Genomic DNA, 22,712 nt, shown 5'->3' with positions numbered 1-22,712 from the left:
TGGGCGGACATGGCACGGTGCCCGAGGTCCGGCTTCGAAAACGGCCGGGTCGAGCGCCGCCCGCATGCGGACGGCGCGGTCCCCACCGAGGGATGGAGCCGGCTGCGTGCCGAGCCCTGGCACCTGCCACCGCACACACACGAGAGGAACCTCATGAACAAGGCCGAACTGGTCTCCGCCATCGCCAAGCGCGCCGACGTCCCGGCCTCGACCGTCGACTCGGTCATCGCCGGTCTCCAGGAGGAGCTCGTCGAGGCGATCACCCGCGGCGAGAAGGTCGCCGTCTCCGGCCTCCTGACCGTCGAGCGCACGCAGCGCTCCGCGCGCACCGGCCGCAACCCGCAGACCGGTGAGTCGATCGACATCCCCGCCGCCAACACCGTCAAGGTCACGGCCGGCTCGAACCTGAAGAAGGCCGCGAGCTCCGTTCCGGTCTGAGTAAGGACCCCCTTGCCCCCCACCGCTCGCTAGCTCGCGGCGGGCCCCTGCAAGGGAGCCGACTCCTCCGCCGTCGGGCGGCTGCCAGACCCCGTGTGGTCCGGCCCACAGTGCCGTGGGTCAGGATGCGGGTCAGGGGCCGTCCGGCGGCGGACGGCGTTACGGGAGGGCGCACGTGACCAGCAACCTGACGATCAGCACGGACCCGGCCGAGGTCGGCGTCGACGCCGCCCGCCTCGAGCGGCTGGACCGGCGGCTGGCCCAGTGGGTGGATTCCGGGCAGCTGCCGGGCTTCCTGGTCACCGTCGCCCGTCACGGGAAGCTCGTGCACGTCGGCAAGAGCGGCCTGCGCAACGTCGAGGACGGCCTGCCGGTCGAGGACGACACCCGCTGGCGGATCTACTCGATGACCAAGCCGGTCACCTCGGTCGCGGCGATGATGCTGTACGAGGAGGGCGCGTTCGAGCTGAACGACCCGATCTCGAAGTGGCTGCCCGAGTTCGCCGACACCCCCGTCTACGTGGCCGGCTCGGCGATGAAGCCGGTCACCCAGCCGCAGATCGAGCCGATCCGGGTGTGGCACCTGCTGACCCACATGTCCGGGCTCACGTACGGCTTCCACCACGCCCACCCGGTCGACGCGGCGTACCGGGCGATGGGCCACGAATGGGGCACGCCGCCCGGCGCGGACTCCGCGGCGGTCTGCCAGCAGTGGGCGTCGACCCCGCTGGTCTTCCAGCCGGGCAGCAGCTGGAACTACGGCGTCTCCACCGACGTCCTGGGCCGGCTCGTCGAGGTGATCTCCGGCCGGCCGCTGGACGAGTTCTTCGAGCGGCGGATCTTCGCGCCGCTCGGCATGCGGGACACCTCGTTCGGGCTCCGCCCGGAGGACGACGTCGACTCGCTGGCCCGGCTGTACCTGGCCACGCCGGGGCAGCCCGGCGGGCCGTCGTCCGGGATGATGTTCAGCGAGGCGTTCGACGCCGCGGCGCACTCCAAGCCGGCGTTCCTGTCCGGCGGCGGAGGCCTGGTGTCGACGGCGGGTGACTACCTGCGCTTCGTCGAACTGCTGCGCCGCGGCGGCTCCTACGACGGCGGCCGCCTGCTCGGGCCCCGGACGATCGCGCACATGGTGAAGAACCACCTGCCCGGCAACCAGGACCTCGAGACATTCGGCCGGCCGCTGTTCGCCGAGACGCCGCTGCGCGGGGTGGGCTTCGGGCTCGGGTTCTCGATGGTGATCGACCCGGCGCGCTACGGCGTCGTCGCCAGCCTCGGCGACTACAGCTGGGGCGGGGCGGCCTCCACGGCCTTCTACGTCGACCCCGTCGAGGACCTGACCGTCACCTTCTACACGCAGCTGCTGCCCTCGAGCACGCTGCCGATCCGCAACTACCTGCGCGCCCTGGTCAACCAGGCCCTCGTGGACTGAAAGAGGACCCCGCTGCCCCCCACGCCTCGCACGCTCGGCGCGGGTCCCTGCAGCGGGGCCTTAGAGGTAGCGGCGGGAGAGGCTGGTCGCGACCATCGCGGGCTTGCTGCCGCCCTCGACCTCGACGGTGACGGTCACGGCCATCGCGATGCCGCCCTCGATCGGCTCGGCGCTGTCCAGCGTCGCGCCGGCGCGCACGCGGCTGCCGACCGGCACCGGCGAGGGGAAGCGCACCTTGTCGGTGCCGTAGTTGACGCCCATCCGGAAGCCGGTGATCTCCACGATCTGCGGCACGAGCATGGGCAGCAGCGACAGCGTCAGGTAGCCGTGCGCGATCGGGCCGCCGAACGGGCTCTCCTTCGCCGCCCGCTCGGGATCCACGTGGATCCACTGGTGGTCGCCGGTCGCGTCGGCGAACCGGTTCACCTGCTCCTGGGTGATCGTCACCCAGTCGCTGTGGCCCAGGTGCTGCCCGACGAGGCCCAGCACGCCCTCGACACCGTCCACCGTGGTCTGCGCCATCGAAGTCCCCTCCCGCTCGATCTGGTTGGCTGACTCCACCACGGCGGGATCGGCGAGGGAGGAACGGGTTGCTCCGGATCGGTGCACTCGACGTGCCAGACGGCGCGTTCGTGCTGATGGCGATCGTGAACCGGACACCCGACTCGTTCTACGACCGCGGGGCCACCTACGCCATGGACGCCGCGGTCGCACGCGTCGACCGGGTGGTCGCCGAGGGTGCCGACATGGTGGACATCGGCGGGGTCAAGGCCGCGCCCGGCGACGAGGTCGACGCCGCCGAGGAGATCCGCCGCACCGTCGACCTGGTCGCGGCCATCCGCGCCGCCCACCCGGCGCTGCCCCTCTCGATCGACACCTGGCGGGCGTCGGTGGCGCGGGAGGCGCTGGCCGCCGGCGCGGACGTCGTCAACGACGCCTGGGGCGGAGTCGACCCCGATCTGGCCGCGGTGGCCGCGGAGGCGGGCGCCGGGATCGTCTGCACGCACGCCGGCGGGCTGCCGCCGCGCACCCGGCCGCACCGGGTCACCTACGACGACGTGGTCGCCGACATCATCGAGCGGACGACGGCGCTCGCCGAGGCCGCCGTCGCGGCCGGCGTGCAGCGCGACCGCGTGCTGGTCGACCCCGGTCACGACTTCGGCAAGAACACCCGGCACTCCCTGGAGGCCACCCGCCGGCTGGGCGAGTTGGTCGCGACGGGGTGGCCGGTCCTGATGGCGCTGTCGAACAAGGACTTCGTCGGCGAGACCCTCGACGTCCCACTGGAGGAGCGGCTCACCGGCACCCTCGCCGCGACCGCGGTCAGCGCCTGGCTCGGTGCCCGCGTCTTCCGCGCGCACGACGTCGCCCCGACCCGGCAGACGCTGGACACGGTCGCGTCGATCCGCGGCGACCGTCCGCCGGTGCGCACCGTCCGCGGCCTCGCCTGAGAGGGACTTTCTGTACAGAAGTCCCGCAGGGCGAAGACCCTGTCCGCCGAGCGTCCGCGGTCCTAGCCTGCCCGGCGTCAGCCCAGCGAGGAGGCGCCGGATGAGCGGCAAGGTCGTGCACTTCGAGATCCCCTACGACGACGGTGACCGCGCCCGTCGCTTCTACCAGGAAGCCTTCGACTGGCAGCTCCAGGAGATGCCCGGCATGGACTACACGCTGGTCGTCTCCGGGCCGAGCAGCGACACCGGCCCGAGCGAGGCCGGGTTCATCAACGGCGGGATGCTCGCGCGGGAGGAGAGCGCCTCGTCGGGCCCGGTCGTCGTCATGGACGTGCCAAGCATCGACGAGGCCCTCGCGACGGTGCAGCGGCTCGGGGGCAGCACCGTCGTCCCCAAGCAGCCGGTCGGCGACATGGGGTTCACCGCCTACGTGAAGGACACCGAGGGCAACGTCGTCGGCCTCTGGGAGACCGCACCGCGCGGCTGACCCTCGCGCACGGTCCGGACGCGAGGGCGGCCGGCGCGAACGTCTAGGTTCCTGCCCATGGCCGCCACCGGTTTCCTCACCGCCGACCAGCTCAACGCGATGCTGCCCGGGACGCTGCCGGGCCTGCTCGGCATCGTGATCGACACCCACGAGCCCGGCCGCCTGACGTCGCACCTCGACATCCGCCCCGAGCTGCTGGCCCCCAACGGCTACCTGCACGCGGCGACCGTGGTGGGGCTCGCCGACACCAGCTGCGGGCTGCCCACCCGCGCGCTGCTGCCCGAGGGATCGACCGGCTTCACCACGCTCGAGCTGAAGAGCAACCACCTCAGCACGGCGCGCGAGGGCCGGATCGACGCCGTCGCCACCAACGTGCACGCCGGTCGCACCACCCAGGTCTGGGACGCCGTCGTCACCAATCACGAGACGGGGAAGACCATCGCGCTGTTCCGCTGCACGCAGTCCGTGCTGTGGCCCAAGTGACCCGCTGGTAACCCCCGGTACCGCCCGGACCGCGCCGGATGTGAGACTGGCGCCACATCAGCTTCGAGGAGGAACGCGCCCGTGGCCCTGAGCAGTCCGTATCCCGACGTCGAGATCCCGAACCTGTCGGTGCCCGAGTTCGTCCTGGCCGCCGGCAAGAAGATCCCGGACGCGCCCGCCCTGGTCGACGGCCTCAAGGGTGACGTGATCACCCACGGCCAGCTCGCCGGCTACGTCGACCGGGTCGCCGCCGCGCTGCACGCGAAGGGCCTGCGCAAGGGCGACGTCGTCGCCGTCCTCTGCCCCAACACGCCCTGGTACCCGGTGGTCTTCCACGGCATCGCCGCGGCGGGCTGCGTGATGAGCCCGATCAACTCCCTCTACACCGCCGACGAGATCGCCTTCCAGCTGAAGGACTCCGGCGCCAAGATCCTGATCACGATCGGCCTGTTCCTGGACCGCGCCAAGGAGGCGACCGAGAAGACGCCGGTCGACGAGATCGTCGTCCTCGACGGCGCCGAGGGGCACACCAACCTGCTCGACCTGCTGGGCAGCGACGCGCCGACCGCGCAGGTCGACTTCGACCCGGCGAACGACCTGGTCACGCTCCCCTACTCCAGCGGGACGACGGGGCTGCCCAAGGGCGTCATGCTGACCCACCGCAACCTGGTGGCCAACGTGAGCCAGACGCGCCCGCTGATCGACCTGCAGGAGGGCGAGCGGATCATCGCCGTCCTGCCGTTCTTCCACATCTACGGGCTGACCGTGCTGATGAACCAGGGCCTGCAGTGGGGCGGCACCGTCGTCACGCTCCCCCGGTTCGACCTGGAGGACTTCCTCCGCACCATCCAGGATCACAAGATCACCCGGGCGTTCGTCGCCCCGCCGATCCTGGTCGCGCTGGCCAAGCACCCCGTCGTCGACAACTACGACCTCTCCTCGCTGGTGTCGATCCTCTCCGGCGCCGCGCCCCTGGACGAGTCGCTGGCGCTCGCGGTCGAGCAGCGGCTCCGCAAGGGCGCCGACACCGGCGTCACCGTGGCGCAGGGGTACGGGATGACCGAGCTCTCGCCCGTCTCGCACACCACCCCCGACCCCGGCCTGGAGCCGCCCGGCGTCGCCGGCGGCGTGCCGAAGGGCTCGGTGGGCTACGCGATCCCCAACACCGAGTGCCGCCTGGTCGACCCGGGCACCGGTGAGGACGCCGCCCCCGGTCAGCCCGGCGAGCTGTGGATCCGCGGGCCGCAGGTCATGAAGGGCTACCTGAACAACGCCGACGCGACGGCCTCCACCGTCGACGGCGAGGGCTGGCTGCACACCGGCGACGTGGCCGTCGTCGACGAGAACGGCTGCTACACCGTCGTCGACCGGGTCAAGGAGCTGATCAAGTACAAGGGCTACCAGGTCGCCCCCGCCGAGCTCGAGGCCGTGCTGCTCAACCACCCGGAGATCGTCGACGCAGCGGTCATCGGGGTGCCCGAGAAGGAGACCGGCGAGGAGCTGCCGAAGGCGTTCGTCGTCCGGGCGCCGGGGTCGGAGCTGTCCGAGGAGTCGGTCATGGACTTCATGGCCGCCAAGGTGGCGCCGCACAAGAAGATCCGGTTCGTCGAGTTCATCGACGCGGTGCCCAAGTCGGCGGCGGGGAAGATCCTGCGCAAGGACCTCAAGACCCGGTCGTAGGGTCCCACCCATGCACGCGGTGACGGTGTCCGGACCCGGCGGTCCCGAGGTCCTCGGCTGGGGTGAGGTGCCCGATCCGGTGTGCGGGCCGGGTGAGGTGATCGTCGACGTCGCCGCCACCGCGGTGAACCGCGCCGACATCATGCAGCGGCAGGGTTTCTACCCACCGCCGAAGGGCGCCAGCGAGATCCTCGGCCTGGAGTGCAGCGGGGTCATCAGCGAGGTCGGCGAGGGCGTGACCGGCTGGTCGGTCGGCGACGAGGTGTGCGCGTTGCTCTCCGGCGGCGGGTACGCCGAGCGGGTCGCCGTCCCGGTGGGGCAGCTGCTGCCCCGGCCCGCGGGCGTGGAGCTGGCCACCGCCGCGGCGCTGCCCGAGGTCGCCTGCACCGTCTGGGCGAACGTGTTCATGCTGGCCGGGCTGCGGCGCGGCGACTGCTTCCTGGTGCACGGCGGGTCCAGCGGCATCGGCACGATGGCGATCCAGCTCGCGGCCCGCGCCGGCGCGCGCGTGTTCACCACGGCCGGCACGGCCGCCAAGCTCGACGTCTGCCGCGAACTGGGCGCCGAGGTCGGGATCAACTACCGCGACGAGGACTTCGTCGAGCGGGTGAAGGAGGAGACCGACGGCGCGGGCGTCGACGTCATCCTCGACAACATGGGCGCCAAGTACCTGGCCCGCAACCTCGATGCCCTCGCCGTCGGCGGCCGGCTGGTCACGATCGGCATGCAGGGCGGCACCAAGGCCGAGCTCGACCTCGCGAAGCTCATGGCCAAGCGGGCGTCGGTGCACGCGGCCACCCTGCGGGGACGGCCGGCCACCGGGCACGGGGGCAAGGCCGAGATCGTCGCGGCGGTGCTGCACGACGTCTGGCCGGACGTCGAACGCGGCGTGATCCGCCCGATCGTCGACCGGCGGCTGCCGATGTCCCGGGCCGCCGAGGCGCACCGGCTGATCGAGGCCAGCGAGCACATCGGCAAGGTCCTGCTGCTGCCGGAGGACTAGAAGACCGCCCGGACGAGCTCCCGGCCGCCGTCGCCCACGAGCACGACCGCGGCCAGTTGGTCCCTGTCGACGTCCGCCCATCCCCGCCAGGTGCCGTCGCCGGCCGGCGAGGCCGGCCACGTGCCGGCCGGGTGCCGGGCGCCGTCGCGGCCGACGGCAACCATGGAGCAGGTCTCGTTCGGGTGCATCCCGGCCACCGTGACGTCCAGCGCGCTGCCCCGGTCCACCTCGGTCACGGTGATCGTCGCCCGGACCGCCCCGGCCGTCGCCGTGACCGTCTGGTCGGGGGAGCCGGTGGCCCAGACCGTGACGCCGATGCCGAGCACCGCCAGGAGGGCGGCGGCCGCCAGCGCGACCGCCCGGACCCGAAAGCGCGAGGGCGGCGCCGCGGCCGCGGACATGCGGGCGAACAGCTCCGGCGACGGCGTGACCGCGACGGGGCTGAGGTCCGCCGGGTCGACGCGCTGGAGCAGGCCGGGCAGCGCCGCGAACTCGGCCAGCTCCGCGGCGCACGCCGGGCAGCGCGCCACATGCTCCTCGACCCGCCGCGCCTCGCCCGGCTCGAGCGCGCCGAGCACGTAGGCGCCCAGGTCGGTCGCGACATCCGGGCAGGTCACGTCGTCACTCCTCGTTCCGCGAGGGCCAGCTTGAGGGCCCTGAGTCCGTAGTAGCAGCGGGACTTCACCGTCCCGGCGGGGATACCCAGGACCGACGCCGCCTCGGCCACCGAGCGGCCGCGGTAGTAGGTCTCCACGATGACCGCCCGGTGCTCCGGGGTCAGCGCGTTCAGAGCGTCGGCGATGATGATCCGGTCCAGCGTCCCATCGACCTGGTCCAGTGCGGGCATCGAGGCCAGCGCCGCGTCCCCCACCTCCGTCGGCCGCGCCCGGCGCGCGCGGTGGGCGTCGATCGCCAGCCGCTGCGCCACCGTGAACAGCCACGGCCGCACCGGTCCGGCGTCCTCGTCCAGCCGGTCGAGATTCCGCCAGGCCCGCAGCAGCGTCTCCTGCACGATGTCCTCGGCGCGGGCCCGGTCGCCGTCGGTGAGCCGCAGCGCGTAGGCGAGCAGCACCGGCGCGTGCCCGTCGTACAGCGCACGGAGGCTCTCCTCGCGCGCGGCGGCTCCCCGGGCCCACATCGGCATCAGTACCCGGTCATCGGCGGCGCCGCGGACGACGGTGCGGCCGCGGAGCCGGTGATCTTCGCGCCGGCCGGCGACACCGCCCACCACACGCCGCCGACACCCTGTCCCGTCACGTCACCAGCGTGCGAGTCGCCGGCGAACAAGTACAGGGGCATCCCCGCGAGGGTGACCTGCTTCGTGCCGTCGTCGCGGGTGATCGTGCCCAGTTGCCCGGTCACGCCGGACACCGTGGGCGTGCCCGAGGCCGCCTGCACCGGCGGCCACTTGGCCAGGCAGTCGCCGCTGCAGGCGCTGGCGCCCGAGCCGGCGGTGTCCTTGTCGAACACGTAGACGGTGCGCCCCTGGGCGTCGACGACGACCGTGCCGAGGCTGGTCTTCGCCGTCGTGAGCTCGGCCTTCGACGACGCGGCGGACGAGGCCGCGGACGACGAGCCGGTGGCGGTCGCCGAACCACCGCCGTACGTGGAGGAACCGCATCCGGCCAGTGCCAGCAGTGCCAGGGCCACCGCGGCCCTGCGGATCGACGTCGTGCTCATCCTGCGCCTCCTCGGGTCCTGCGCTCGACCGACACCTCCAGCACGTACCGCCCGGCCGATCGGTTCAGCCGGGGGCCCGGCGGTGTGTCGGAGCCTCGGGGCAGGATGGTGGGCATGAGTGCACCCGGACCCGCCAGCGAGCGCCCCCAGCAGGTCGTCGTGGTCGGCCCCGACGGTCAGCCGGTCGGCGCCCTGGCCCTGCCACAGGGTGAGGACGGCGAGCAGCCGCCGTCGATCGGCGACATGGTCGAGCAGCCGGCGAAGGTGATGCGGATCGGCACGATGATCAAGCAGTTGCTTGAGGAGGTGCGCGCGGCACCGCTGGACGACGCCAGCCGCAACCGGCTGCGCGACATCCACGCGGCGTCGATCCGCGAGCTCGAGGAGGGCCTCTCCCCCGAGCTGCGCGAGGAGCTGGAGCGGATCACGCTGCCGTTCGCCGAGGGCGAGACGCCGTCGGACGCCGAGCTGCGCATCGTGCAGGCCCAGCTCGTGGGCTGGCTCGAGGGGGTCTTCCACGGCATCCAGACCGCGCTGTTCGCCCAGCAGATGGCCGCGCGCGCCCAGCTCGAGGACGTGCGCCGCCGGGCCCTGCCCGGGGGCCAGCCGGTGGCACAGCCCGAGCGCCCCGGCGGCGGCCAGTACCTGTGACATCGTCGTCCTCCGGACGACACCGCGGCCAGGAGCCGTCCCCCGGATGAGCTGAGCGTGTCCCCGTGTCCCCGGCGGGGACCCTCCGGGCCCCACACCGGGTCCACCTCGAGCTACACCCGGAACCTGCCGACCGCGTCCTGGAGCTCGCCGCTCATCCGGGCCAGCTCCCCGGCCGCCCGCTGGGCGTCGGCGACCCGCTGATTGGTCTCCTGCGTGCCGGCGGCAAGTCCCGAGATGGCCGCGGCGATCCCCTGCGTGCCGTTGGCCGCCTCGGCGACGTTGCGGTTCATCTCGTTGGTGGTCGCCGTCTGCTCCTCGACCGCCGTGGCGATGGTCGCCTGGAAGTCGTTGATCTCGCCGATGACCGTGCTGATCCGGCTGATCGCCTCCACGGCGCCGGCGGTGTCGGCCTGGATGGCCTGGACTCGCTGGGAGATGTCCTCGGTCGCCCGGGCCGTCTCCTGCGCCAGCTCCTTGACCTCGCTGGCCACGACCGCGAAGCCCTTCCCGGCCTCCCCGGCCCGTGCGGCCTCGATCGTGGCGTTCAGCGCCAGCAGGTTCGTCTGCTCGGCGATGCCGTTGATCAGCTTGATGACGGTGGCGATCTCCTCGGAGGAGTCGCCCAGCTTGCCGACCGTCCGGGTGGTGTTCTCGGCGACGGCGACCGCCTGACCGGCCACGCGCGCCGCCTCGGTGGCGTTGTGCGCGATCTCGCGGATCGCCGACTCCATCTGCGAGGAGCCGGTGGCGACCGTGTCCACGCTGGCTGCCACCGAACTGGCCGAAGCGACCACCTCGTCGGCCTGCCCGGCCGCGATCTCGGCGTTCGCCCGCATGCCTTCGGCGGCACCGTCGAGCTGCTGGGATGCCGTCGCGAGGCGGGCCGACGAGTCGCTGACCAGCGTGAGCACTCCGCCGATCGCGTCCAGCGTGTGGTCCAGCGACGCGGCCATCTCGCCCAGCTCGGCACCCCCGGTGCGTCCCGCCCGGACGGTGAGGTCACCGTCGGCGACCTGGGCGAGGACCTCGCGGATGCGTCGCACCGGCCGGGTGATCCCACCGGCCACGAGCAGCGCCAGGACGACGGAGATCGCGAGCCCGACGGCGATCATGACCAGGGTCAGCGCGCGGCCCGTGGCGTAGGCGTCCGCTGCGTCGGTCGCGGTCTGCTGCGCCGTGAGCGACGCCGCGGCCGTGGCCTGCTCGAGCGACGTCGTGATGATGGCTTCCTGGGCGTTCAGGTTCGCGATGATCGGGCCCATCACCGCAGGACTTGCGTGCAGACCCGCGGCCTGCAGCTCGGCGAGCGACTTCAGGTAGCTGTCCTTCGCCGTGGCGAAGCTGTCGAACGCCTTCCGCGCGTCGCGGGACAGCGGCAGCTCGGCCGCGGCCTCGGTGCGCTGGGCGAAGGCCTCCATCGTCGTCCCGGTCAGCTTCTGCTCCGCGGCGATGGTCGCCGGCGGCAGCGTGACGATGTTCCCCCGCGCGGTGTGCGCCGACAGCTCCCACCAGGTCGACTGGAGCCGCTGCATGCTCTCCAGCGGGACGGTCCCCCGGGCGTAGACCTGGGTGGCCTGGTCGCTGAGCACCGACATCCGCTGGATGCCGAACCCGCCGACGGCAAGAGTCGTCAGGGCGACGACCAGGATGGCGCCCAGAACCCGCGACCGGAGGCCCCAAATGCGACCCCGACCCGCCCGCTGCGCATCGGCGGCCGTCTCGGTCACGGGGTCGTCGTACGCCTGGATCTGATCCATCTACCTGCGCTCCTCGAGGGTTCGACACGTTCGGCCGGCTACCCAGACCATCGGCAGTCGTCGGCCGCAATCGACCCGACCCGTGCCGGACGGCGGAACTCATAGCGAGGCGAGGAACTCCGCGACGCCGTCCTCGTCGTTGGTGCCGGTGACGTCGGTGGCGACGGCCATCAGGTCGGGGTGAGCATGGGCCATGGCGACCGCCCGGCCGCCCGCCGCCCGGACCCATTCGAACGCGGCGATGTCGTTGGGCATGTCCCCGAAGACGACGACGTCCTCGGGCCCGACGCCGTGCTGCTCGGCCACCCGGGCCAGGCCGGAGGCCTTGGTCACGCCGAGCGCGGAGATCTCGGCGAGGGCATCGCCGGAGGAGTGGGTGACGGTCGCGCGGCCGCCGATCACGTCCTCCACCAGGGCGACGAAGTCGTCCGGGCCCAGCTCCTCGTGGCGGGCCAGGAGCTTGGCCACCGGTGTCGCGACCATCTCCGCGAGGCTGGCCTCGGCGACCCCGGGAGCGTCCACGTCCCAGCGCGGCTTGTAGATCGGCTCGTGCCGGAACTCGAACCCGTACTCGACGGCGAACCAGGTGCCGGGCTGCCGGCGGCGCAGCTCGCTGCTGATCGACTCGAGGAGTTCGGGGTGCAGCGCCACCTCGTCGATCACCTGAAAGGACTCCAGGTCCAGCAGCACGGCGCCGTTGCAGCAGACCGCCGTCCCGTGCCGGAGGACCTCGCGGATCCGGTGCATCCAGCGCGGCGGCCGGCCGGTGGCCAGCACGATCGGGACGCCGTCGGCCCGCCAGCGCTCCAGCTCGGCCACGGTCGCCTCGCTGACCGTGTCGTCCCAGCGCAGCAGCGTGCCGTCCATGTCGCTGGCGATCAGCCGCGGGCGCCAGTCAGACATCGCGGAGCACCGCCTCGAGGTAGCGGGCGACGCCGTCCGCGTCATGACCGCTGGTGAGGTCCTGCGTCGCCGCCCGCACGGCGGGGTGCGCGTTGGCGACGGCGACCGCGCGCCCACCGGCGCGGGCCACGGCGGCGATCATCGGCAGGTCGTTGGGCATGTCGCCGAAGACGAGCACGTCGTCGAACCCGACGCCGTAGCGCTCGAGCGCGATCGCCAGGCCGGTGGCCTTGGTGATGCCTGGCGGCAGCACCTCGATGAACCCCAGTCCGGCGTGCGTGACCTCGGCGTCGACCGGGTCCACGACGCTCTGGGCACGGGCGAGAAGCTCGTCCTGACCGAGGGACGACGACCGGAGGAAGACCTTCAGCACCGGCCCCGGCGGCAGCACCTCGTGCCGCGGCAGCAGGTGCGCGGGTTCGGGGTAGGGCCAGTTGAAGCCGTGCTGCACGCGCAGCGGACCCGGGGTCCCTCCGCTGGCCTCGGCCTGCTCCGCGGCGTCCTCGACCGCGACGACCAGGTCGCCGGCGACGTCCTCGATGCGCGCGATGACCGCGGCGGCCTGCTCGCGGGGCAGGCCGACGGTGCGCAGCACCTCGTCGCGTTCGAGGTCCACGACGAAACCGCCCTGCGCGAGGACGGCGATGCCGCGGCCGTCGAGCGCGACCCGCACGCTGTCGAGCAGCCGGGGACCTCGGCCGGTGACGCCGACGACCGGGATGCCGGCGTCCCAGCAGGCCTCCAGCGACGCCCGCGTGCGCGGCGAGACCTCGCCCTGGGAGTCCAGCAGGGTGCCGTCGAGGTCGGTGGCCACGAGCTTCGGCCGCCACGGCCCGAGGTTCCTGAGCTCGACCACCGAGTCGGCACCGTGCAGCACGCCGTAGGCCTTGAGCGCCTTCGGGCGTTGCGGCGTCATGCGGGGGGCACCGCCGCCGCCAGGCTCATGCCGGGGGTCAGCTCCTCGACGCCACCCAGCCACGGACGCAGGGCCTTCGGCACGTGGACGGAGCCGTCGGCGCGCTGGTGCACCTCGAGCAGGCACGCGATGGTGCGGGCGATCGCGCACAGGGTGCCGTTGAGGGTGGCGGCGGTCTGCGGCTTGCCGTCGTCGTCCCGGTAGCGGATGTTCAGCCGCCGGGCCTGGAAGGTGGTGCAGTCCGACGTCGACGTCAGCTCGCGGTAGGTGCCCTGCGTGGGGAACCAGGCCTCGATGTCGTACTTGCGGGCCGCGCTGGTGCCGAGGTCGCCGGCGGCGATGTCGACGACGCGGTAGGGCAGCTCGAGCGCCTGGAGGAACTCCTCCTCCCACTGCAGCAGTCGCAGGTGCTCGGCCGCGGCCTCCTCGGGACGGCAGAAGCTGAACATCTCGACCTTGTCGAACCAGTGCACGCGGATGATGCCGCGGGTGTCCTTGCCGTAGGAGCCGGCCTCGCGGCGGAAGCACGACGACCAGCCGGCGTAGCGGCGCGGGCCGTCCGGGAGGTCGAGCACCTCCTTGGCGTGCATGCCGGCCAGCGCGACCTCCGACGTGCCGACGAGGTACAGGTCGTCGCGCTCGACCCGGTAGACCTCCTCGTCGTGCTCGCCGAGGAAGCCGGTGCCCTCCATCGCCTCGGGCTTGACCAGCGCGGGCGCGATCACCGGGGTGAACCCCGCGGTGACGGCCCGGCTGATGGCCAGCTGCGCGAGGGCGAACTCGAGCAGGGCACCGGGGCCGGTGAGGAAGTAGAAGCGGGCACCGGAGACCTTCGCGCCGCGCTCCATGTCGATCGCGCCGAGCGCCTCGCCGATCTCGATGTGGTCGCGCACCGGGAAGTCGTAGGCGGGCACCTCGCCGACGGTGCGCATCGTCACCGCGTCGTCCTCACCGCCGGGCGGGACCTCGTCGGCGACGACGTTGGGGATCTTCAGGTGCGCCTCGCGCAGCGCGGCGTCGGCGGTCCGCTCGTCCTCCTCGGTCTCCTTGACCTCGGCGGCGAGGGCCTTGGCCCGCTCGAGGACGACGGGGCGTTCCTCCTTGCTCGCCGTCTTGACCGCCTGGGAGGCGGCCTTCTGCTCGGCACGCAGGTTGTCGGCGCGGCCGACGGCCTCGCGGCGGGCGGCGTCGGCGGCGAGCAGTGCGTCGACCAGCGACTCGTCGGCACCCCGGGCGCGCTGACTGGCGCGGACGAGGTCGGGGTTCTCACGCACGAGCCGGAGGTCGATCACCCCCCGATCGTAGGTGGCGGTCTCAGCCGTGCCCGTCCTGCGGGGACGGCGGCAGCTGCGCGGCGACGAACATGTCGATGGCGGGGTCGACCAGCCTGCTCCAGCGGTCGCCCTGGGGATCGTTGCTGACCTGCTGCGCGACCAGCCCGCTGATCAGCGCCGTCCAGAGGTCGACCTGCTCCGGCGCACCGGCACCGGCCGCCGTCAGGACCGCCGCCAGCTGGTCCAGCGTCGAGCGGGCCAGCGCGTACGAGGCCTCCGAGGGCACGAAGCCGGGGATCGTGCGCAGGAAGAGCAGCTCGTAGCGGGCGGGGTCCTCGACGCAGAAGTCGAAGAACAGCCGGGCGCCGGTGCGCAGGATCTCGCGGGCCCCGAGCTCGCGGGTCTCGACGTCGGTGACGGCGGCCTGAACCCGGCGGAGCAGCTCCGCATTGCCCTCCGCGAACATCGCGTCGTAGAGCGCGTGCTTGCTGTCGAAGTAGACGTACAGGGACGGCGCGCGCATGCCGACGGCGCCGGCGACGTCCCGCAGCGCCCACCCGGCCAGACCGCGCTCGCGCGCGAGCGCCCAGGAGGCCCGGACGATGTCCCGACGGGCTGCCAGGTGCCGGTCGGATCGGCTGGTCGGGCGCTCGGTCGTCTCCGTCACGGCATCATCCTAACAACGTTAGGCAGACCTCTTGACAGCCGTTCGTGGCCCGGACCATTCTCCTAACGACGTTAGGAACCGAGGAAACCGGAGGCGACGATGACAGCTCTCCCGACGGCGGCCCGGACCGGAGTGATCCGTGCCGGTGACGCCGTCCCGCTGCTGGAGGGACCGCTCGGCGCCCTGCTCCTGGCCGGGCGCCACGACACGGGTGGCGGGCCGGCGTTCGTCGTCCACGACCTCGCTCCCCGAGCCCTGGGCAGCCCCGTGCACACCCATGCGCACGAGGACGAGTGGTCCTTCGTCCTCTCCGGCCGGGTCGGCGTGGAGATCGGCGACTCGACGTCCGTCGCCGAGCCGGGCGACCTGGTCCTGAAGCCCCGGGGCGTGCCGCACGCGTTCTGGAACGACGGCGACGACTCCGCGCGGCTGCTCGAGGTCATCACCCCCGGCGGCTTCGAGGACTACTTCACCGCACTGCGGGAGGTGCTCGACGTGGCGGGACCGCCGGACCTGACGCGGCTCCTCGAGGTGGCCCGGCGGTTCGCGCTGGACATCGACCCCGACTCGATCCCCCGGCTGGCGCAGGCCCACGGACTGGCACTTCGATGAGCGCGACGATCCCGGCGGCGACGGGGCAGGTCATGCGGCACCTCGATTGGATGAGCGCGGCCGAGGAGGAGTACCGGCGGCTCGGCGTGCTGCTCGCCGGACTCGACGCCGAGGACTGGCGCCGGCCCACGGACTGCGCCGCATGGGACGTCCGCCAGATGGTCGCCCACCTCGTCGGGGCGGCCGAGGCGACCGCCCGGATGCGTGAGCTGACCCGCCAGTCGCTCCGGGCCCAGCGGCTGCGCCGCGGCCGCCCGCTCGTCGACGGGATGAACGACGTGCAGGTCGCCGAGCGCCAGGACCACACCCCCGAACGGCTGCGCCGCGACCTGGCCGACGCCGGTGTCCGCGGTGTCCGTGCGCGGCGGCGACTGCCCGCGGCCCTGCGCGCCGTCCGGATGCCGTTCGGGCCGCCTCTGGGGACGCAGGCCCTCGGCTACCTGACCGACCGCATCTACACCCGCGACGCCTGGATGCACCGGATCGACATCGCCCGCGCGACCGGCCGGCCGCTGCAGCTCACGGCCGACCACGACGGCCGGATCGTCGCCGACCTGGTGGACGAATGGGCCCGCCTGCACGGGCAGCCGTACCGCCTGACCCTGACCGGCCCGGCCGGCGGCACGTGGTCGCGCGGGGTCGGCGGCGAGGAACTCACCCTCGACCCGGTCCAGTTCGCCCGCATCCTGTCCGGCCGGCAGACGGGAACGGGGTTGCTGGGACACGCCGTGCCGTTCTGAACTGGGACACTGGGGGCATGCGCTTTCTCGGCGACCGCCGTCCTGAGCACGACCTGACCTACGCCGACGTCTTCATGGTGCCCAACCGCTCGGACGTGGGATCGCGTCTGGAGGTGGACCTGACGACCCCGGACCGGGTGGGGACGACGATCCCGGTCGTCGTGGCCAACATGACCGCGATCTCCGGACGTCGCATGGCCGAGACGGTGGCCCGCCGCGGCGGGCTCGCCGTCATCCCGCAGGACATCCCGGTCGACGTCGTCAGCGAGGTGCTGTCCTGGGTCAAGGCCCGGCACCCGGTCTACGACACCCCGATCACCCTGTCGCCGACGTCCACGGTCGGCGAGGCGTTGGCGCTGCTGACCAAACGCGCGCACGGGATCGTCGTGGTGGTCGAGGACGGCGTGCCGACCGGCATCGTCACCGACGGCATGTGCCAGGGCGTCGACCGCTTCACCCAGCTCTCGCAGGTCATGGCGGCCGACCCGCTGACCATCCCGGCCGGCACGGATCTGCCGAAGATCTTCGACGTCCTGGCCGACGCCCGGGTGTCGGCGGCCCCGGTGGTCGAGGGCGACCGGCTCGTCGGCGTGATCACCCGCAAGGGCGCGCTGCGGTCGGCGCTGTACACCCCCGCCGTCAACGCCGACGGCGACCTGCTCACCTCCGCCGCGGTCGGCATCAACGGCGACGTGGCGGGCAAGGCGAGCGCCTTGCTGGCGGCCGGCGTCGACGTCCTCGTGGTGGACACCGCCCACGGCCACCAGGAGAAGGCGATCGAGGCGCTGCGGGCGGTGCGCTCGGTGGCCGGCTCGGTGCCGGTCGTCGCGGGCAACGTGGTCACGGCCGAGGGCACCCGGGACCTGATCGAGGCGGGTGCGGACGTCGTCAAGGTCGGCGTCGGCCCGGGCGCCATGTGCACCACCCGGATGATGACCGGCGTCGGGCGGCCGCAGTTCTCCGCGGTCGAGGACTGCGCCGCGGCGGCCCGCGAGCTGGGCAAGCAGGTCTGGGCGGACGGCGGTGTGCGGCACCCCCGCGACGTCGCGCTCGCCCTGGCCGCGGGTGCCGCCAACGTGATGGTCGGCTCCTGGTTCGCCGGCACGTACGAGAGCGCCGGCGACATGCACGACGACGGCGGCCGGCTCTACAAGGAGTCGTTCGGCATGGCCTCGGCGCGGGCGGTCAAGGCGCGGACGGCCACTCAGTCGGGCTTCGAGCGGGCACGGGCGGGGCTGTTCGAGGAGGGCATCTCGTCGTCCCGCATGTACCTGGACCCGGTCCGGTCCGGCGTCGAGGACCTCATCGACCAGATCGTCGCCGGCGTCCGCTCCTCCTGCACCTACGCAGGCGCCCGCACCGTCGAGGAGCTGCACGAGCGCGCGCTGCTGGGGGTGCAGAGCGCGGCCGGCTACGAGGAGGGCCGCCCGCTGCCGACCAGCTGGTGAAGCCTCTCCCGCCGCAGCAGTTCGAGGAGCTGGTCGCCGACGCCCTCGACGAGGTGCCGGCCGAGCTGATGGCGCTGCTGGACAACGTCGTCGTCCTCGTGGAGGACCGCAATCCCGACGAACCCGAGCTGCTGGGGCTCTACGAGGGGTTCGCCCTGACCGAGCGCGGCTGGCAGTACGGCGGCGAGCTGCCCGACCGGATCATGATCTACCGCGAGGCGATCTGCGACGTCTGCGACACCGAGGAGGACGTGGTCGACGAGGTGACGATCACCGTCGTCCACGAGATCGCGCACCACTTCGGCATCGAGGAGGAGCGCCTCCACGAGCTCGGCTGGGGCTGAGCCGGGCCATTCGGTACGGAAACGGCTGTTGACCAGCGCGGTTGCGTGCCGAAGGGTGCGCCCATGCCCGATCCCACGACGCCGCGGCCACGCCTCCTGCGAGCCGACGAGGGGGAGGCGGTCTGGTTCCTCGGCAACCTGGTCACCGTCAAGGCGACCGGTGCCGACACCGGGGGACGGGCCACGGTCGTGGAGTTCCTCAACCCGCCCGGCTTTGCACCGCCGCTGCACCGGCACACGGTCGAGGACGAGATGTTCCTGATCCTCGACGGGCGCGCGACGTTCCTCTGCGACGGCGACGAGCTGGCGGCCGGTCCCGGCGATTTCGTGCTGCTTCCCGCCGGGCTGGCGCACACGTTCCTCGTCGGTCCCGACGTGCCGCTCCGGACCCTCCAGATCACCACGCCCAGCGGCTTCGAGAAGTTCGCCGCGGCCGTCGGCAGCCCGGCCGGCGCCCGGCGGCTGCCCGATCCCGGACCGGTGGACCCGGCAGCACTGGTCCACGCGGCGCCGCTGCACGGCGTGGAGATCCTCGGGCCGCCCCCTGTGGCCGGGGGCTGATGGAGGTCCCTCCTCCCCCATCCCCGGCCGGCTCGGGGCGGGACCGTGCAGAAAGGCCACGGGTAGCGTTGATCAACGTGCCCGAGAACATCGCCTCCGCTGCGGGGAAGAGCGGACTCCCGATCAAGATGCTGCACGACCGGCTGCTGGTCGCGTTGCGCAAGGAGGACGGCGACCGGCGCTCCAGCGGCGGCATCCTCATCCCCGCCACGGCACAGGTGGCCAAGCGGCTGGTCTGGGGCGAGGCGCGCGGCGTCGGCCCCAACTGCCGGCAGATCAAGGTCGGCGACCAGGTGCTGTTCTCCCCCGAGGATCAGCACGAGGTGGAGGTGCACGGCGAGGACCTGATCATCCTGCGCGAGCGCGACGTGCACGCCGTCGCGGCCGAGCGCATCGAGGAATCGACCGGCCTCTACCTGTGATCCGCACCCGACGGTTCGTGCACTAACCGTCGGAGGTCTGCGGCCGGGCGTGGCGCTCGATGACCTGCGTCATCTCCTCCAGGAACCGGCGGACGACGGCGAGCTCCTCGTCGGAGTAGTCCGCCATCGCGGCGGTCAGGTCCCGCTGCAGCCCGCCGAAGAACTCGGCCCCGGCCGCCATGGCGGAGTCGGACATCTGCAGGGCCACCCGGCGGCGGTCCTCGGGATCGCGCACCCGCCGCACGTGCCCGACCCGCTCGAGCCGGTCGACCAGCGCGGTGATGGAGGCCGAGCGCAGGTCGACGGCGTCGCCCAGGCCGCCCGCGGTGAGCGACTCGCCGCGCCGGGCGGCGTCCATGATCGCGACCAGCGCCCGGACGTCGGTGCGGTTCAGCGCGTGCAGGTCGGCGAACCGCTGCCCCACCGCGTCCAACTCGACCGTCAGCCGGCGCAGGAGCAGGGCGAGCTCACGCCGCTGCTCGTCCATGTCGCCTCCGCCCGTTCCGCCCGGTATTCTCTCGACGATCGAGATAATCGACCATCAAGGGAAATCATGCCTCGCCTGTCGTCCGGTCCCCGCTGGTTGCTGCCCGCGATCATCGCCCTCCTGTGGTTCGGGCTCGCCGGCCCCCTCGGGTCGCTGGGCGGCGGGCTGAGCTCGGTGCAGGAGAACGACTCGGCCGCGTTCCTGCCCGACAGTGCCGAATCCACGCAGGTGACCGAGCTGCAGCGCGGCTTCCAGACCAGCCGCGCCCTGCCGGTGATCCTGCTGTGGGAGGGCGACGCGAAGCTCGGTCCGCAGCAGCTGGGCCAGATCGGCGACCGGCTGGACCAGGCCACGAGGATCGCCGGGGACGCGCTGGTCGGGGACGCCTCCCCGCCGATCCCGTCGGAGGACGGCAGGGCCGTGCAGGCGATCCTCCCGTTCAGCCCCGACGTGACCGACCGGCTGCCCGACGTCATCGCCGAGCTGCGCGGCATCGACGGCCTCGAGGGGACGACGGAGTACGTCACCGGCCCCGGCGCCTCGTTCAGCGACTTCGCCGACGGGTTCTCCGGCATCGACGGCGTGCTGCTGCTGGCCGCGTTCGGCGTCGTCCTGCTGATCCTGCTCGTCGTCTACCGCAGCCCGATCCTGCCGTTCCTGGTCATCGGGACGGCGGGGCTCGCGCTCACCGCCTCCATGGCCGTCGCGTACCTGCTGGCGAAGGCCGGCTGGATCGCGGTCAACGGCCAGAGCCAGGGCATCTCCTCGATCCTCGTCGTCGGCGCGGCCACCGACTACGGCCTGCTGCTGGTCGCCCGCTACCGCGAGGAGCTGCGCGAGGAGGAGTCCAAGTACACCGCCATGCGGATCGCGCTGCGCCAGTCGTGGGCCCCGATCGTCGCCAGCGGCGCCACGGTGATCCTCGGCGTCCTCTGCCTGCTGTTCTCCGACCTGGGCTCCAACCGCGGGCTCGGCCCGATCTCGGCGGTCAGCGTCGCGCTCGCCGTCGTCGCGGCGCTCACGTTCCTCCCCGCCGTGCTCGTGCTCCTGGGCCGCGCGGCGTTCTGGCCGTTCCGGCCGCAGTACGGCAGCGAGCACCGGCACGGCCGCGGATGGGAGCGCGTCGCGCAGGTCGTCGGACGGCGTCCGGGCCGGGTGCTGGTCTGGACCCTGGTCGGCCTGTTCGTGGCCGCCGCCTTCGCCCCGAGCTTCTCCGCGGACGGCATCCCGCTGAGCCAGGCCGTGCGCGGCGGCACCGAGTCGGCGACCGGCCAGCAGGCGCTCGAGCGGCACTTCGACGCCGGCGGCGCCAGCCCGGCCGTCATCATCACGCCGGAGAGCGACTGGCGGGCCGTCGCGGACGCGGCCGGCGGGGTGGACGGCGTCGCCTCCGTGGCCCCGTTCCCGGGGAGCGAGCGCCCGGGGCAGCCGGGCGACCCCGTCGTCGTCGACGGGCTGGTGCGCCTCGACGCCACCCTGGCCGCGGCCCCGGACTCCGACCGGGCGCTGGACACCGTGAAGGACCTGCGGACGGCGGTCCGCGAGGCCGACCCGAAGGCCCTGGTCGGCGGGACGACGGCCAGCGACCTCGACACCCGCGAGACGGGCGCCCGCGACCTGCGGGTGATCGTCCCCAGCGTCCTGCTGGTCATCACGGTCGTGCTGGCCCTGCTGCTGCGCTCGATCGTGGCGCCGCTGCTGCTGGTCGCGACCGTCGTGCTGAGCGTCGGCGCCACGGTGGGCGTCGCGGCGCTGCTGTTCGAGAACGTGTTCGCGTTCCCCGGCAGCGATCCCGGCATCCTGCTGGTCGGGTTCGTGTTCCTCGTCGCGCTCGGGATCGACTACAACATCTTCCTGATGACCCGGGCCCGCGAGGAGTCCGCGGAGCACGGCGCGAAGGACGGCGTCCTGCGCGCCCTGTCGGTGACCGGCGGGGTCATCACCAGCGCCGGCCTCGTGCTGGCGGCGACGTTCGGCGCGCTGGCCGTGCTGCCACTGGTGCTGCTGTCCGAGTTGGCGTTCCTGGTCGGGTTCGGGGTGCTGCTGGACACGTTCGTCGTCCGCTCGCTGCTGGTGCCGGCCGCGGTCGCGCTGCTCGGCGACAAGGTCTGGTGGCCGAGCAGGCTGTCCCGCCGGGCACCGGAACCCGAGCGGTCTGACCGACCCGTCGTTGTGCGCTCAGCGGGGTGATAGGGCCGCATCACCCCGCTGAGCGCACAAGGATCACCGCGAGCCCGCGCGGATGCGCTCCAGCCACGCCGCGGCGTCGGCGAACGCGGCGTCGTCGGCCACCGGCAGCACCGGCTTGTTGCCGCGGCCGTCGCCGCGCGGGTAGGAGCCGAGGAAGCGGACGTCGTCGCACACCCGGTGCAGCGCGGCCAGCGCCTCGCCCACCCGCGCGTCGGCGATGTGGCCCTCGCAGTCCAGGGAGAACGAGTAGACCCCGAGCCGCTCGCGAGTGGGCCGCGACTCGATACGGGTCAGCGAGATGCCACGGACGGCGAACTCGCTGAGCAGCTCCAGCAACGCGCCGGTGCGGTCGCCGACCACGGCCACCAGCGAGGTCTTGTCGTTTCCGGTGGGCTCGGTGAGCTCCCCCGGGGGAGCGACCAGCACGAACCGGGTGACGGCGCCCGGCCGGTCGGCGAGGTCCAACACCAGCGAGGTCAGCCCGTAGTTCGACGCGGCGATCGGCGCGCACACCGCGGCGTCGTACGTCCCGGCCGCCACCGCCTCCGCCGCCCCCGCGGTGGAGCTGACCGGGAGCGGGGTGAGCGCGGGGAGCAGCTCGGTGAGCCGGCCGGTCGTCTGCGCCAGGGCGTGCGGGTGGCTGGCCACCGAGCGGACGTCGGCGAGCGACGTGCCCGGCCGGACGGCCAGCACGAACTGGACGTCGAGGAACACCTCGCGGGTGATCACGAGCGGGTCGCCGTCCGCCAGCCCGTCCATCGTGGCCGGCACCGAACCCTCGACGGAATTCTCCAACGGCACCAGCGCCGCGTCGGCCTCACCCGATCGAACGGCGGCCAGGGCCGCGGGGACACTCGGCTGGGGGTACCGGGCTCCCTCCGAGGAGGCAAGTGCGCTGATGAGCGCCGCTTCGGCGAAGGTACCCTCGGGCCCGAGATAGGCGAACCGCGTCGGAGACGTTCTGGGTGGCATCCCGGGCATCCGACGAGGGTAGTGCGGGCGGGTAGGTGCAGGTGCCTCACCCGGGGGGAGCTGCCTCGTCACCGGCAGGTCCGGCCCGCGAGGGCCGGTCGACGCGTGAGT

26 protein-coding genes are annotated in these 22,712 nt (G+C 73.0%); 15 read left to right on the top strand and 11 right to left on the bottom strand.

All coding sequences use genetic code 11. The annotated features are described in order from the left end of the window. The first annotated feature begins 153 nt into the window (after nt 1-153). Together AC2H4J_RS00405 and AC2H4J_RS00400 are read left to right on the top strand one after the other, a co-directional pair. On the top strand, nt 154-438 hold the full coding sequence (locus AC2H4J_RS00405; protein WP_487462844.1) for an HU family DNA-binding protein: 285 nt from the start codon (nt 154-156) through the stop codon (nt 436-438). Nucleotides 439-613: 175 nt separating this feature from the next. Beyond that, nucleotides 614-1,870, top strand: a complete 1,257-nt coding sequence (locus tag AC2H4J_RS00400; RefSeq protein WP_487462843.1) for a serine hydrolase domain-containing protein — start codon at nt 614-616, stop codon at nt 1,868-1,870. 60 nt (nt 1,871-1,930) lie between these two features. On the opposite strand, the gene AC2H4J_RS00395 is transcribed toward AC2H4J_RS00400, so the two are convergent. Next, nucleotides 1,931-2,392: a MaoC family dehydratase gene (locus tag AC2H4J_RS00395; protein WP_487462842.1), complete on the bottom strand. Its 462-nt coding sequence runs from the start codon at nt 2,390-2,392 to the stop codon at nt 1,931-1,933. A 68-nt stretch (nt 2,393-2,460) separates the two neighbouring features. On the opposite strand from AC2H4J_RS00395, the gene folP reads away from it, so the two are divergent. The 5 genes from folP to AC2H4J_RS00370 all read left to right on the top strand — a co-directional run bounded on the left by folP (nt 2,461) and on the right by AC2H4J_RS00370 (nt 6,974). Continuing rightward, on the top strand, nt 2,461-3,321 hold the full coding sequence (gene folP / locus AC2H4J_RS00390) for a dihydropteroate synthase (protein WP_487462841.1): 861 nt from the start codon (nt 2,461-2,463) through the stop codon (nt 3,319-3,321). Between the two features lie 100 nt (nt 3,322-3,421). Continuing rightward, a complete protein-coding gene (locus AC2H4J_RS00385; RefSeq protein ID WP_487462840.1) occupies nt 3,422-3,808 on the top strand; it encodes a VOC family protein in 387 nt (128 codons plus the stop codon). Nucleotides 3,809-3,865: 57 nt separating this feature from the next. Next, nucleotides 3,866-4,291: a PaaI family thioesterase gene (locus AC2H4J_RS00380; protein ID WP_487462839.1), complete on the top strand. Its 426-nt coding sequence runs from the start codon at nt 3,866-3,868 to the stop codon at nt 4,289-4,291. An 81-nt stretch (nt 4,292-4,372) separates the two neighbouring features. Then, on the top strand, nt 4,373-5,971 hold the full coding sequence (locus AC2H4J_RS00375; protein ID WP_487462838.1) for a 4-coumarate--CoA ligase family protein: 1,599 nt from the start codon (nt 4,373-4,375) through the stop codon (nt 5,969-5,971). Nucleotides 5,972-5,981: 10 nt separating this feature from the next. Further along, nucleotides 5,982-6,974 (top strand): NAD(P)H-quinone oxidoreductase, encoded by a 993-nt coding sequence (locus AC2H4J_RS00370; RefSeq protein WP_487462837.1) that lies wholly within the window; start codon nt 5,982-5,984, stop codon nt 6,972-6,974. On the opposite strand, the gene AC2H4J_RS00365 is transcribed toward AC2H4J_RS00370, so the two are convergent. From AC2H4J_RS00365 to AC2H4J_RS00355, 3 genes are read right to left on the bottom strand one after another with little or no spacing between them, the layout of a single operon-like run. After that, on the bottom strand, nt 6,971-7,591 hold the full coding sequence (locus AC2H4J_RS00365) for an anti-sigma factor family protein (protein ID WP_487462836.1): 621 nt from the start codon (nt 7,589-7,591) through the stop codon (nt 6,971-6,973). The genes AC2H4J_RS00370 and AC2H4J_RS00365 overlap by 4 nt on opposite strands. Beyond that, nucleotides 7,588-8,118, bottom strand: a complete 531-nt coding sequence (locus tag AC2H4J_RS00360) for a sigma-70 family RNA polymerase sigma factor (RefSeq protein ID WP_487462835.1) — start codon at nt 8,116-8,118, stop codon at nt 7,588-7,590. Before AC2H4J_RS00360 ends, AC2H4J_RS00365 begins: the two co-directional genes overlap by 4 nt. After that, nucleotides 8,118-8,654, bottom strand: a complete 537-nt coding sequence (locus AC2H4J_RS00355) for a COG4315 family predicted lipoprotein (protein ID WP_487462834.1) — start codon at nt 8,652-8,654, stop codon at nt 8,118-8,120. Before AC2H4J_RS00355 ends, AC2H4J_RS00360 begins: the two co-directional genes overlap by 1 nt. 114 nt (nt 8,655-8,768) lie before the next feature. Between AC2H4J_RS00355 and AC2H4J_RS00350 the strand changes: the two genes are divergently transcribed. Next, nucleotides 8,769-9,305 (top strand): bacterial proteasome activator family protein, encoded by a 537-nt coding sequence (locus tag AC2H4J_RS00350; RefSeq protein WP_487462833.1) that lies wholly within the window; start codon nt 8,769-8,771, stop codon nt 9,303-9,305. Between the two features lie 113 nt (nt 9,306-9,418). Here the strand turns inward: AC2H4J_RS00350 and AC2H4J_RS00345 are convergent, their stop codons facing one another. From AC2H4J_RS00345 to AC2H4J_RS00325, 5 genes are all read right to left on the bottom strand, one after another. Further along, nucleotides 9,419-11,065, bottom strand: coding sequence for a methyl-accepting chemotaxis protein (locus tag AC2H4J_RS00345; RefSeq protein WP_487462832.1), 1,647 nt, complete (start codon nt 11,063-11,065; stop codon nt 9,419-9,421). A 99-nt stretch (nt 11,066-11,164) separates the two neighbouring features. After that, nucleotides 11,165-11,968, bottom strand: coding sequence for an HAD family hydrolase (locus tag AC2H4J_RS00340; protein ID WP_487462831.1), 804 nt, complete (start codon nt 11,966-11,968; stop codon nt 11,165-11,167). Then, nucleotides 11,961-12,884 (bottom strand): HAD family hydrolase, encoded by a 924-nt coding sequence (locus tag AC2H4J_RS00335; protein ID WP_487462830.1) that lies wholly within the window; start codon nt 12,882-12,884, stop codon nt 11,961-11,963. Before AC2H4J_RS00335 ends, AC2H4J_RS00340 begins: the two co-directional genes overlap by 8 nt. Beyond that, entirely contained in the window at nt 12,881-14,176 is a 1,296-nt protein-coding gene (gene serS, locus AC2H4J_RS00330) for a serine--tRNA ligase (RefSeq protein ID WP_487462829.1), read from the bottom strand. The genes AC2H4J_RS00335 and serS overlap by 4 nt, the downstream gene beginning before the upstream one ends. A gap of 22 nt (nt 14,177-14,198) precedes the next feature. After that, nucleotides 14,199-14,825 carry a TetR/AcrR family transcriptional regulator gene (locus tag AC2H4J_RS00325; protein WP_487462828.1) on the bottom strand — a complete coding sequence of 209 codons (627 nt, stop codon included), beginning with the start codon at nt 14,823-14,825 and terminating at the stop codon, nt 14,199-14,201. Nucleotides 14,826-14,924: 99 nt separating this feature from the next. On the opposite strand from AC2H4J_RS00325, the gene AC2H4J_RS00320 reads away from it, so the two are divergent. From AC2H4J_RS00320 to AC2H4J_RS00295, 6 genes are all read left to right on the top strand, one after another. Continuing rightward, on the top strand, nt 14,925-15,437 hold the full coding sequence (locus AC2H4J_RS00320; RefSeq protein WP_487462827.1) for a cupin domain-containing protein: 513 nt from the start codon (nt 14,925-14,927) through the stop codon (nt 15,435-15,437). Further along, nucleotides 15,434-16,177, top strand: coding sequence for a maleylpyruvate isomerase family mycothiol-dependent enzyme (locus AC2H4J_RS00315; protein WP_487462826.1), 744 nt, complete (start codon nt 15,434-15,436; stop codon nt 16,175-16,177). The genes AC2H4J_RS00320 and AC2H4J_RS00315 overlap by 4 nt, the downstream gene beginning before the upstream one ends. 17 nt (nt 16,178-16,194) lie before the next feature. Continuing rightward, nucleotides 16,195-17,625: a GuaB1 family IMP dehydrogenase-related protein gene (locus AC2H4J_RS00310; protein WP_487462825.1), complete on the top strand. Its 1,431-nt coding sequence runs from the start codon at nt 16,195-16,197 to the stop codon at nt 17,623-17,625. Beyond that, the gene (locus AC2H4J_RS00305) at nt 17,622-17,969 is read left to right on the top strand and encodes a metallopeptidase family protein (RefSeq protein WP_487462824.1); all 348 of its coding nucleotides are present in this window, start codon (nt 17,622-17,624) and stop codon (nt 17,967-17,969) included. The genes AC2H4J_RS00310 and AC2H4J_RS00305 overlap by 4 nt, the downstream gene beginning before the upstream one ends. A 63-nt stretch (nt 17,970-18,032) precedes the next feature. Further along, complete coding sequence (locus AC2H4J_RS00300) at nt 18,033-18,530, top strand: quercetin 2,3-dioxygenase (protein WP_487462823.1); 498 nt, start codon at nt 18,033-18,035, stop codon at nt 18,528-18,530. Nucleotides 18,531-18,607: 77 nt separating this feature from the next. Further along, complete coding sequence (locus AC2H4J_RS00295; protein WP_487462822.1) at nt 18,608-18,952, top strand: GroES family chaperonin; 345 nt, start codon at nt 18,608-18,610, stop codon at nt 18,950-18,952. 22 nt (nt 18,953-18,974) lie between these two features. Here the strand turns inward: AC2H4J_RS00295 and AC2H4J_RS00290 are convergent, their stop codons facing one another. Continuing rightward, entirely contained in the window at nt 18,975-19,439 is a 465-nt protein-coding gene (locus tag AC2H4J_RS00290; RefSeq protein WP_487462821.1) for a MarR family winged helix-turn-helix transcriptional regulator, read from the bottom strand. 66 nt (nt 19,440-19,505) lie between these two features. Between AC2H4J_RS00290 and AC2H4J_RS00285 the strand changes: the two genes are divergently transcribed. Continuing rightward, nucleotides 19,506-21,629, top strand: a complete 2,124-nt coding sequence (locus AC2H4J_RS00285; protein WP_487462820.1) for an MMPL family transporter — start codon at nt 19,506-19,508, stop codon at nt 21,627-21,629. Nucleotides 21,630-21,662: 33 nt separating this feature from the next. Here the strand turns inward: AC2H4J_RS00285 and pheA are convergent, their stop codons facing one another. Then, complete coding sequence (gene pheA / locus AC2H4J_RS00280) at nt 21,663-22,610, bottom strand: prephenate dehydratase (protein ID WP_487462819.1); 948 nt, start codon at nt 22,608-22,610, stop codon at nt 21,663-21,665. Between the last annotated feature and the right edge of the window lie 102 nt (nt 22,611-22,712).

This window comes from Blastococcus sp. OS1-29, from assembly GCF_057628075.1.
This window is presented reverse-complemented; position numbering and strand designations above follow the sequence as displayed.

Coding starts and splice junctions, on each gene's coding strand:
- AC2H4J_RS00405 (WP_487462844.1), top strand. CDS start 154: ATGAACAAGGCCGAACTGGTCTCCGCCATCGCCAAGCGCGCCGACGTC.
- AC2H4J_RS00395 (WP_487462842.1), bottom strand. CDS start 2,392: ATGGCGCAGACCACGGTGGACGGTGTCGAGGGCGTGCTGGGCCTCGTC.
- AC2H4J_RS00385 (WP_487462840.1), top strand. CDS start 3,422: ATGAGCGGCAAGGTCGTGCACTTCGAGATCCCCTACGACGACGGTGAC.
- AC2H4J_RS00380 (WP_487462839.1), top strand. CDS start 3,866: ATGGCCGCCACCGGTTTCCTCACCGCCGACCAGCTCAACGCGATGCTG.
- AC2H4J_RS00370 (WP_487462837.1), top strand. CDS start 5,982: ATGCACGCGGTGACGGTGTCCGGACCCGGCGGTCCCGAGGTCCTCGGC.
- AC2H4J_RS00360 (WP_487462835.1), bottom strand. CDS start 8,118: ATGCCGATGTGGGCCCGGGGAGCCGCCGCGCGCGAGGAGAGCCTCCGT.
- AC2H4J_RS00355 (WP_487462834.1), bottom strand. CDS start 8,654: ATGAGCACGACGTCGATCCGCAGGGCCGCGGTGGCCCTGGCACTGCTG.
- AC2H4J_RS00350 (WP_487462833.1), top strand. CDS start 8,769: ATGAGTGCACCCGGACCCGCCAGCGAGCGCCCCCAGCAGGTCGTCGTG.
- AC2H4J_RS00345 (WP_487462832.1), bottom strand. CDS start 11,065: ATGGATCAGATCCAGGCGTACGACGACCCCGTGACCGAGACGGCCGCC.
- AC2H4J_RS00340 (WP_487462831.1), bottom strand. CDS start 11,968: ATGTCTGACTGGCGCCCGCGGCTGATCGCCAGCGACATGGACGGCACG.
- AC2H4J_RS00335 (WP_487462830.1), bottom strand. CDS start 12,884: ATGACGCCGCAACGCCCGAAGGCGCTCAAGGCCTACGGCGTGCTGCAC.
- AC2H4J_RS00320 (WP_487462827.1), top strand. CDS start 14,925: ATGACAGCTCTCCCGACGGCGGCCCGGACCGGAGTGATCCGTGCCGGT.
- AC2H4J_RS00315 (WP_487462826.1), top strand. CDS start 15,434: ATGAGCGCGACGATCCCGGCGGCGACGGGGCAGGTCATGCGGCACCTC.
- AC2H4J_RS00310 (WP_487462825.1), top strand. CDS start 16,195: ATGCGCTTTCTCGGCGACCGCCGTCCTGAGCACGACCTGACCTACGCC.
- AC2H4J_RS00300 (WP_487462823.1), top strand. CDS start 18,033: ATGCCCGATCCCACGACGCCGCGGCCACGCCTCCTGCGAGCCGACGAG.
- AC2H4J_RS00290 (WP_487462821.1), bottom strand. CDS start 19,439: ATGGACGAGCAGCGGCGTGAGCTCGCCCTGCTCCTGCGCCGGCTGACG.
- AC2H4J_RS00285 (WP_487462820.1), top strand. CDS start 19,506: ATGCCTCGCCTGTCGTCCGGTCCCCGCTGGTTGCTGCCCGCGATCATC.
- pheA (WP_487462819.1), bottom strand. CDS start 22,610: ATGCCCGGGATGCCACCCAGAACGTCTCCGACGCGGTTCGCCTATCTC.